An 8,843-nucleotide genomic window follows, 5' to 3' on the forward strand; every position below is an offset into this window, starting at 1 on the left:
GGCGGGCCTCGTCTTCCAGCCGCACGCGCTTTCCCTCCGCCACCAAATCCCAGAGGCCCAGCAGGTTCTGGTACAGGCGCCGGGCGATTTCGGGGGAGGGGAAGCGCGGCTCTTCGTCGAACAGCGCGGGGATGACGTCGCTGGGCGGCGTGCCTTCGGCGCGGGCGTCCCGCATGCGTTCGAGCACCTGGGCGCTGTCCAGCCCGCTGTCGGCCAGGTCCAGCAGGCCATCAAGCGTCTGGGCGCCCTCGAAGTGGCGTTGGAAGTCATCACCTCTGTCGCGGGAGCGGCTCATGTGGGCAGGCACGCTAAGCACAGCGGGCGGGCGGGCGCACGCGGCTTCATGACTCGCCGGGCCATTCGCCCATCAGTTCGTCCTGGCGCTCCTTGGGATTGGAGGTCCACGCGTAGTCTTCCGGGACGTGGCCGCCTCCGTGCGCGGCCCAGCCATCCCAGCTCACCTGCGCCTTCATGAAGGCGTCGGTGGGTTCGTCCGTGACTTCGGGGCGGTTGGCGGGGACCTCGAAGGGCGTCTCGATGGGCTCATCAGGAAGGGTGATGGCCATGGCTCAATCCTCCTGGTGTGAACAGTAGGGAGGCTCCAGGTGCGAGAGGAGCGGGGCCGACAGGCAGGCGAGCGGTGGGTCGTCTTTTGTTTTGGGACCTTCGCACCTAGTCTTCGTTCACACATGGCAGAAACCTCCGTGGAAACGTTGAAGACTGCGGTGCAGGCGCTCTATCGCGTCCACGCGGTGGAAGGCCCGCCCGGCGAGAATGGGCTGCGCACCGTCTGGCACCTGTGCCCGGACGGCGCGGAGCTGATGTCCCTGGTGGATTCAGAGGGGCGCGTGCGCCGGCAGGAGCTCACGCTGCTGGAGGACCACTACGTGTGGGCCAGCGGTGAGGGCGTGCGCACCGGCTACCTGGAGCGCGGCGGCGGCAAGCCCACGGCCGCGGCGGTGGTCCAGACGGACCCGGAGCTCGTGCCGCAGCGGCTGATGCGCGCCGCGCTCGCCATGGGCACGTACACGGGACAGGACCGCTACCTGCTCCACATGCAGCGGGTGCTGGCGCTGGCACGCGAAGGCTTGGAGATGAAGGGCGGCCTGACCCGTCCCTCCGAGCCCACGCTGCCCGCCGTGGAGGCGCCAGTCGTGTCGACGGCTCAGGCCGCCGTCTTCGACGTGCCGCCCGCTGCGGTGGCGGTGGTGGAGGACGTCACGCCTCCGGTGGTGCGGCGCGGTGAGGGCGTGACGATGCTGCTGGTGCTCGCCCTGGGGTTGCTGGTGGGGTTCGGGATGCTGGCGTTCATCTTGATGGGCTGAGCGGGGCTCACGTCTCCGGAGGGCGGCTGCGGCATGCTCCCCGAGGGGCTCTCGCCGTGTTCGGCGGGAATGGCCACCGGCGCGTGTTCCGTGGCGGAGCTCACCGGGTGCGCATCCAGCACCAGCAGCACGGCCACCGCGGTGGCGGGCACCAGCCGGGCGGACCAGCCCAGCGGCGAGTGGGAGTCTTCTCCGGCGCGCCGGGCCATCAGCGTCAGTCCCAGCACCGCCAGCACCCCGGTGCACGTCCACCGCAGCGCGCGCAGGTTCGCCGTCGCGGCGAGCCCCGTGGCGATCAGCTCCGAGCGCTCCGCGTCCGGCATCCGCGCCAGGCTGGTGAGGAAGCTCAGCAGGTGGCGGGCCTCGAGCGCGCCCACCATGGCCACCGAGGCCAGGGACGCGGAGACGCCGCTGGCCAGCAGCAGTCCGCGGTTGCGGGAGCCCGCAGGCTCCCGGAAGCCCGTGGGGCCGAAGTGCGCCAGCGCCAGTCCCAGCGCCAGCCCCAGCAGCAGCGCGGTGCTCGTCCAGGCGCCCAGCAGCCGCGGCGCCATGGCCTCTCCCGTGCTGGTCGCAAGCACCAGGCCCGCCTCCACCGTATCCAGCCGGGGCAGGGAGGCCAGCACCCGGTCCATCAGGACCTCGGTGCCCATCAACCCCAGCATCCACGGCAGGGTGGCCAGTCCCAGCATCGCGGACAAGGGCACCCGCCGATCCATGCCGGAGCCGACCAGCGCCAGGGACAGCAGCGGCACCTCCAGCGCCAGCGCCATCGCCACCAGCGCGGCGAATGGCCCGGCCGCCTGGAATGCGTGCGACACCCCGGCCATCCCCTCCAGCAGGGGACCCAGTGTGAAGCACCACACGAACACTGTGATGGGCACGGCCAGCGCCACGGCCAGGCCGGGCGCGAGACGAAGCCGGAGCGGAACGAGCATTTCAGGAGAGAGTAGTCTCTCCGGTTAAGCCTGTGAAATTAGACCGGGGGACGACCCACGAGCCAGTAGATGACGCTCGCGAGCACTCCTGCGATGGGAGAAACGAGCACACCCAGCAGGTAGAGCTTGGGACACCCGCCGCCGTTGCAACCGATGCGGCCATAGGCGAGGACGCCGGCCAGCAGCAGGGGCACGTGCATGCCCATGAGGAAGACGCCCACACCGCGCAGCACGAGCCCGCGGTACCAGGTGCGTGTCCACAACCGGAAGACGACGGGGAGCAGCAGCAGCGTCAGGGTGGCCGCGGTGGCCAGGGTGCCCTGCCGAGCCGACACCGCCACACACGCCAGGGCCGCGAGCGCCAGGGCGGGGACGAGCAGCAAGGCGTTGAGGGAATGGGGCTCCCGGGGACGCATCGAAGTCAGCTAGGGACGCTGGCAGAGCGACGGTGGAGGTGCAAGGACGGAAGCGGGAGGGATGTCCGGCATCAGCCAGGGCCGCGCGCCGCCTTCACGCCGCGACGGCGCCTTCGCCCAGGAGCTGCGTGTACCGGCCCCGCAGGGCGAGCAGCTCCGCGTGGGTGCCGGCCTCCACCACGCGGCCGGCCTCCACCACGGCAATCAGGTCCGCGTCACGCACCGTGGACAGCCGGTGCGCGATGACGAGCACCGTGCGCCCCTTCATCAGGGCCACCAGGCCTTCCCCCACCGCGGCCTCGCTCGCCGCGTCGAGCGCGCTGGTGGGCTCGTCCAGCAGCAGCAGCGACGGGCGGCACAGGAAGGCCCGCGCCAGCACCAGCCGCTGCCGCTGTCCGCCGGACAACCGGCCGCCGCGCTCGCCCACCAACTCATCCAGGCCGCCGGGAAGCGAGCGGACGAAGTCGTCCGCGTGCGCCAGCCGCAGCGCTTCCCACAGCTCCTCGTCCGTCGCCTCGGGCCGGCCCAGGCGGAGGTTGTGCCGCACGGTGCCGGAGAAGAGCACCGGCTCCTGGGGCACCCACGCCACCTGGCCGCGCACGCTGGAAGGCTGGAGCGCCGTCAGCGGCGCCCCGTCCCACAGCACCTGTCCGCCCGACGTGGGCAAGAAGCCCAGCAGCACGGAGAACAGCGTCGTCTTGCCCGCGCCGGAGGGCCCCACCAGCGCCACGCGCGCGCCAGCGGGCACCACCAGGTCCACCCCGCGCAGCGCCTCGCGCCCGTCCGCGTAGGTGGCCCGCACGCCTTCCAGCCTCAGCTCGCGCGACAGCGGCCCGGCGGCGTCGCCCACGTCCGGCGCGGACGGCTCGTCCGCCATGGCGAAGAGGCGCTCCGCGGCGGCCATGCCCGTCAGCACCTGCGACAGCGTGCCGCTGAGCGACTTCACGGGCTGGTACAGCAGCAACGCGGCGGCCATGAAGGAGAGCAGCCGCCCCGCCAACGCAGGGTCCGCCGCCACCGCGCGCGCGCCCCAGGCCACCGCCATGGCCACGCCGGCGATGCCCAGGAGCTCCACCGTGGGGCTCACCGCGCCGCGCAGGAAGAGCGAGCGGCGCATCTCCCCCAGGTACTTGTCCGCCTCCACCTCGAAGGCCTCCAGCGCCCGCGGCTGTCCGCGGAAGGCCTGCACCACGGGCAGGTTCTGGAGCTGCTCGGCGGTGAGCGCCGTCAGCGAGCCCAGCCGCTCCTGCGAGCGCGTGGCCACCTTCTTCAGTGAGCGCGCGAAGCGGTTGATGGGCAGCACCGTCACTGGCACGACGACGAAGGTGAAGAGGAACAGCGTCTTGTCGATGAGGAAGCAGGTGACGAGCAGCGCGATGATTTGCAGCCCGTCCTTCACGTAGGACGTGAGCGCCTGCGTCACGGAGAACTCGACCAGGGGCACGTCCGCGGTGAAGCGCGCCAGCAGCTCACCGGAGTGCCGCCGCTCGAAGAACGCGGGCGGCTGGCCGAGCAGCCGTCCGTAGAGGAACCCGCGCAGGTCCGCCATCACGCGCTGTCCCAGCCGCTGCATCAGCCCGCCCTGGAGGAACTGCGCGGTGGCCTTCACGATGGCCACTGCCACGACGAGCAGGGGCAGCCGCTTGAGCAGGGCGTCTCCCGGCAGGGATACCCCGGCGACGGTGACGGGCTCGTGGGTGAGCAGCGCGCGCAGCAGGGGGCCCACCACCCAGGCATAGGCGGACGTGGCGATGGCCGCGGCCACGGACGCGCCTACACCCGCGGCGAGCAGCAGCCGGTACGGGCGGAGGTAGCCGAGGAGCCGACGATAGACGTGAGGAGAAGGACGGGGAGCCACTGTTCGGCGGCGGACTCTGTCACTGAGTCGCCAGAAGGTCCAAGGCTACCGGGTTTCGGGGGCTGGTGCCCTGTCGGTTGCCCTGCCACCGGGCGTTTGCGGCGCCCGGGCCAGTTCCATTGCCCACCTTCAACCCTGCGGACAGGTTCAGGGGAGCCATGGAAACCAATAACGAAAAAGAGGCCCTGTTCAATCCGGGCTGTGAGCCGGTGGTGGAGGACGAGGAGCGCCGGCGGCTCCTGTGGCTGATGGCCGAGTACTTCCGCACCATCGGTTATACGGACATCAAGGCGCGCCTCCCCGGCTTCATGCCTCCTCCCATCCTGTCGGGGACCATCGAGGACCATCGCCCCGACTTCACCTGTCGGCAGTCGGATTCGGCTCGCACGCCCATCATCCTGGAAATCGTCACCCCGCACATGGTGGACGAGCCCACGGCGGAGAACCGCTGGAGCCTCTTGGCCAGCGCCGCGAAGCTGTACAACGCGGAGCTCCACTTCGTGGTGCCCAAGTGGGCCGCGACGGGCGCGGTGGACCCCGGACTCAAACGCAGGCTGGCCCGGATGGAGCTGACGGCCAACCGCGTGTGGACCGTCTGACGGCTTCCTCTCTTCCCACCACGCCACCCGCCCGGATGCCCGTCTGGCACCGGGGGGGCGCGGGCGGTGCGTGTCCCCACTGGATTGCCGGTGCGTTTCGCTGCGTTATAGTGACTCGAGATTTTACGTAGCGTAAAAAAGCACAGCAAATTCCAGGGGTTGTAATCAATGTCAGCGGCGGCGGGTCAGAAACGCGACTACTACGAGGTCCTGGGCGTCCAGAAATCTGTCTCCGCGCAGGAGCTCAAGAGCGCGTTCCGCAAGGTGGCGCTGCAGTACCACCCGGATCGCAATCCGGGGAACTCGGACGCCGAGGAGAAGTTCAAGGAGGCCTCGGAAGCCTATGAGGTGCTGAGCGACCCTGAACGGCGGGCGAAGTACGACCGCTTCGGGCACGCGGGCAACCCCTTCGACGGCTTCGGTGGCGCCGGGGGCGGGTTCCAGGGCGTCAACATCAACGACATCTTCGGCGAGATTTTCGGCGACATCTTCGGCGGTGGCCGGGGAGGGCGGCGGACGAGCTCGCGTGGCGCGGACCTGCGCTACAACCTGGAAATCACCTTCGAGGAAGCGGCCTTCGGCTGCCGGCCCAAGGTGACCATTCCCCGGCCGAAGAAGTGCGACACCTGCTCCGGCTCCGGCAGCAAGAGCAACACCGGGCCCCGGCCCTGCTCGGCGTGCGGCGGCAGCGGCGAGCTGCGCTACACCCAGGGCTTCTTCGCGGTGTCCCGGCCCTGTGGTGACTGCGGCGGCACGGGCGCGGTGGTGCCGGACCCGTGCACGCGTTGCAAGGGCTCGGGCAAGGTGCCCTCCGAGGAGGTCATCGAGGTGGCCATCCCGGGCGGCGTGGACAACGGCACGCGCGTGCGGCTGTCCGGCATGGGCGAGCCTGGAGACCGGGGCGGTCCGCCGGGTGACCTCTACGTCACCGTCATCGTGAAGGAGCACCCGCTCTTCCAGCGCGAGGAGTACGAGGTCTTCTGCGAGGTGCCCATCTCCTTCACGCAGGCGGCGCTGGGCGCGAAAATCGACGTCCCCACGCTGGACGGCAAGGTGAAGATGACCGTCCCCAACGGCACCCAGTCCGGCAAGGTGTTCCGGCTCAAGGGCAAGGGCATCCCCCACCTGCACAGCCAGCAGCGGGGAGACCAGCACGTGCGCGTCGTGGTGGAGACGCCCACCGAGCTGTCGTCGAAGCAGCGCGAGCTGCTGGAGAAGTTCGCGGAGGCCTCCGGCGAGGAGTCGCACCCGCAGTCGAAGAGCTTCATCGCCAAGGTGAAGGAGCTGTTCGGCTGACGACGGTTGCGGGCGCGGGGCCGCGAAAGCGCGGCCTCCGTGCCGCGCCTGGTGGGCAGGCGGGCGCCGCGGCGCGGCAGGCCGCCGCGGGCACGGGCACTGCAAAACAGCGGTTCCTGGCAGTGGAATCTTCCCCCCGCTCGGGTGTCGACGGGGGCGCACCCCACTGCTATGCACGCCCCTGCCATGGATGTCCTGCCCACCCTGCGCCGCTCGCTCGTCATCGCCCTGGCCCTGCTGCTGACGGCCTGCCCCCGGTCCACCCGCACGCCCTCCGGAGGTGACACCGGCGGGGACCTGCCTTCGGGAGACCCGTTCCCCACGCGTCCTTCGGTGGAGGCGAAGAAGGACCCCACCGCCGACGCGGCGCTGGCGCAGGCATCCCAGACGGCCCGCGCCACCCCGGACAAGAAGAAGGCCGCGGAGGCCTACCTGTCGGTGCGCAAGGCGTATCCCGCCACCACCGCGGGCCAGGACGCGCTCTATCAGGCCGGCGTCCTCTTCTTCGAGTCCAAGGACTTCGTCAACGCGCGCAAGAGCTTCAACGAGCTGCTCTTCGAGAACCCGCTCCATTCGCGGGCGGATGACGCCAAGCACAAGCTGGCCGTCTCCGCGATGGAGGTGGGCGCCTACCGCGACGCGTACCAGACGCTCTCCAGCCTCGCCGAGCGCGCCAGTGGCGCCGAGCGCACCCAACTGCTCAACGAGGCCGCTCGCGCCGCGGAGGGCGCCGGCCTCTACGGGCAGGCGCTGCAGATTGCGGTGGACGAGGCGGGCCAGGCCCAGGGCGCTCAGGCGCAGGCCGCCGCGGTGGCCAAGGTGGAGGCGCTGGTGGAGGGCCGCGCGGGCTTCGTGGACATCGCCCGCGTGGCGGAGGGCCTGTCGCCGTCCAACCCGGCGTGGCCCGTCATCACCTTCAAGTTGGCGCGCGTCTACTACCACCTGCGGGACTGGACGCGGCTGGAGGAGACGCTGAACCGTTTCCTCGCCCAGGCGCCCGGCCACGCCTTCGCGCCGCAGGCCCGCGAGCTGCTGGCCCGCGCCACGCGCCGGGTGGAGGCCCGCCCCCGCACGGTGGGCGTGCTGCTGCCCATGACGGGCCGCTACCAGCCCATTGGCGAGGCGGTGCTGCGCGGCATCCAGCTGGGGCTGGAAGGCAGCGGCGTGGAGCTGGTGGTGAAGGACACGCAGGGCGACGTCAACAAGACGGGCCAGGCCATGGAGCAACTGGCCTTCGACGACGGCGCCATCGCCGTGTTGGGGCCCCTGCTGGCGGATGACTCGAAGCGCGCGGCGCTGGTGGCCGAGGAGCTCCAGGTGCCGCTGCTGACCATGAGCCGGCAGGACGGCATCACCGAGCTGGGCAGCTACGTCTTCCGCAACATGCTCACCAACGCGGCGCAGGCGGAGGCCATCGCCGACTACGCGATGAACGTGAAGGGCTACAAGCGCTTCGCGCTGCTGTACCCGAACATCCCCTACGGCGTGGAGCTGGCGGATGCCTTCTGGGACCAGGTGGTGGCGCGGGGCGGCGGCGTGCGCGGGGCGGAGCGCTATTCGCACGACCAGACGACCTTCACCACCGAGGCCAAGAAGCTGGTGGGCCGCTACTACCTGGATGACCGCGGCGACTACATCGAGGGCGTGCGCGACGTGCAGGGGGAGAACCTGGACGCCTTCCGCCGCCGCAAGGCGATGGAGAAGGTGAAGAGCGGCGTGGAGCCCATCATCGACTTCGACGCCATCTTCATGCCGGACGACTGGCGCCGCGTCAGCCTGGTGGCGCCCGCGCTGGCGGTGGAGGACATCGTCACCAACGCGTGTGACCCGCGTGATTTGGAGCGCATCCGCAAGACGACGGGCAAGAAGGAGCTGAAGACGGTGACGCTCTTCGGCGCCAACCAGTGGAGCAGCCCCAAGGGCCGCTCGGGGCTGCCGGAGCTGGTGGAGCGCGGCGGCAAGTTCGTCACCTGCTCGGTGTTCGTGGACGGCTTCTTCGTGGACTCGCAGCGTCCGGCCACGCGCCGCTTCGTGGAGCAGTACCGCGAGGCCTACCGGGCGGAGACGGGGCGGGACCCGGGTCTGCTGGAGGCCATTGGCTACGACTCCGGTCGGATGTTGCGGCAGCTCATGGAGCAGAAGGATGCACCGCGCACCCGCGCGCAGATGCGTGACGCGATGGCCAACCTGAAGGACTTCGACGGGGCCACCGGGCGCACGTCCTTCAACGCGAAGCGCGAGGCGGTGAAGCAGCTGTTCCTGTTGTCCATCGACAACAAGGGCGTCACGGAAATCAACGTCGAGAAGGAGCGGCAGAAGGCCGCCTCGGCGTCAGGAGGCTCAGGGACATGAAGTTCGCGAGGGGGGCGTTCGCACTGCTGGCGGGCGGGGTGGTGGCGGTAAGGGGTGGTAGC

Annotated in this window: 7 protein-coding genes and 1 pseudogene; 4 read left to right on the plus strand and 4 right to left on the minus strand. The window is 70.5% G+C overall.

Features of this window, described 5'->3' with window-relative positions; genetic code table 11:
- A pseudogene (locus FMQ63_RS36240) lies at positions 1–295 on the minus strand (hypothetical protein); the annotation flags it as partial.
- Positions 296–341: 46 nt separating this feature from the next.
- Positions 342–566: a hypothetical protein gene (locus FMQ63_RS36245; protein WP_011550870.1), complete on the minus strand. Its 225-nt coding sequence runs from the start codon at positions 564–566 to the stop codon at positions 342–344.
- Positions 567–704: 138 nt separating this feature from the next.
- Between FMQ63_RS36245 and FMQ63_RS38810 the strand changes: the two genes are divergently transcribed.
- On the plus strand, positions 705–1,325 hold the full coding sequence (locus FMQ63_RS38810) for a hypothetical protein (RefSeq protein ID WP_309247146.1): 621 nt from the start codon (positions 705–707) through the stop codon (positions 1,323–1,325).
- Positions 1,326–2,298: 973 nt separating this feature from the next.
- Here FMQ63_RS38810 and FMQ63_RS36255 read toward each other — a convergent pair.
- Complete coding sequence (locus FMQ63_RS36255; RefSeq protein WP_011550873.1) at positions 2,299–2,676, minus strand: hypothetical protein; 378 nt, start codon at positions 2,674–2,676, stop codon at positions 2,299–2,301.
- A 94-nt stretch (positions 2,677–2,770) separates the two neighbouring features.
- Positions 2,771–4,534 (minus strand): ABC transporter ATP-binding protein, encoded by a 1,764-nt coding sequence (locus FMQ63_RS36260; RefSeq protein ID WP_011550874.1) that lies wholly within the window; start codon positions 4,532–4,534, stop codon positions 2,771–2,773.
- A 158-nt stretch (positions 4,535–4,692) separates the two neighbouring features.
- On the opposite strand from FMQ63_RS36260, the gene FMQ63_RS36265 reads away from it, so the two are divergent.
- The 3 genes from FMQ63_RS36265 (at position 4,693) to FMQ63_RS36275 (ending at position 8,781) form a co-directional block, all read left to right on the plus strand.
- Positions 4,693–5,133 carry a hypothetical protein gene (locus FMQ63_RS36265; protein WP_026114310.1) on the plus strand — a complete coding sequence of 147 codons (441 nt, stop codon included), beginning with the start codon at positions 4,693–4,695 and terminating at the stop codon, positions 5,131–5,133.
- Between the two features lie 168 nt (positions 5,134–5,301).
- On the plus strand, positions 5,302–6,429 hold the full coding sequence (gene dnaJ, locus FMQ63_RS36270) for a molecular chaperone DnaJ (RefSeq protein WP_011550876.1): 1,128 nt from the start codon (positions 5,302–5,304) through the stop codon (positions 6,427–6,429).
- A 186-nt stretch (positions 6,430–6,615) separates the two neighbouring features.
- Entirely contained in the window at positions 6,616–8,781 is a 2,166-nt protein-coding gene (locus FMQ63_RS36275) for a penicillin-binding protein activator (RefSeq protein WP_171452240.1), read from the plus strand.
- Positions 8,782–8,843: the final 62 nt, after the last annotated feature.

This window comes from Myxococcus sp. CA005, assembly GCF_006518205.1.
GTDB lineage: Bacteria > Myxococcota > Myxococcia > Myxococcales > Myxococcaceae > Myxococcus > Myxococcus xanthus.

Coding starts and splice junctions, on each gene's coding strand:
- FMQ63_RS36245 (WP_011550870.1), bottom strand. CDS start 566: ATGGCCATCACCCTTCCTGATGAGCCCATCGAGACGCCCTTCGAGGTC.
- FMQ63_RS36255 (WP_011550873.1), bottom strand. CDS start 2,676: ATGCGTCCCCGGGAGCCCCATTCCCTCAACGCCTTGCTGCTCGTCCCC.
- FMQ63_RS36265 (WP_026114310.1), top strand. CDS start 4,693: ATGGAAACCAATAACGAAAAAGAGGCCCTGTTCAATCCGGGCTGTGAG.
- dnaJ (WP_011550876.1), top strand. CDS start 5,302: ATGTCAGCGGCGGCGGGTCAGAAACGCGACTACTACGAGGTCCTGGGC.
- FMQ63_RS36275 (WP_171452240.1), top strand. CDS start 6,616: ATGGATGTCCTGCCCACCCTGCGCCGCTCGCTCGTCATCGCCCTGGCC.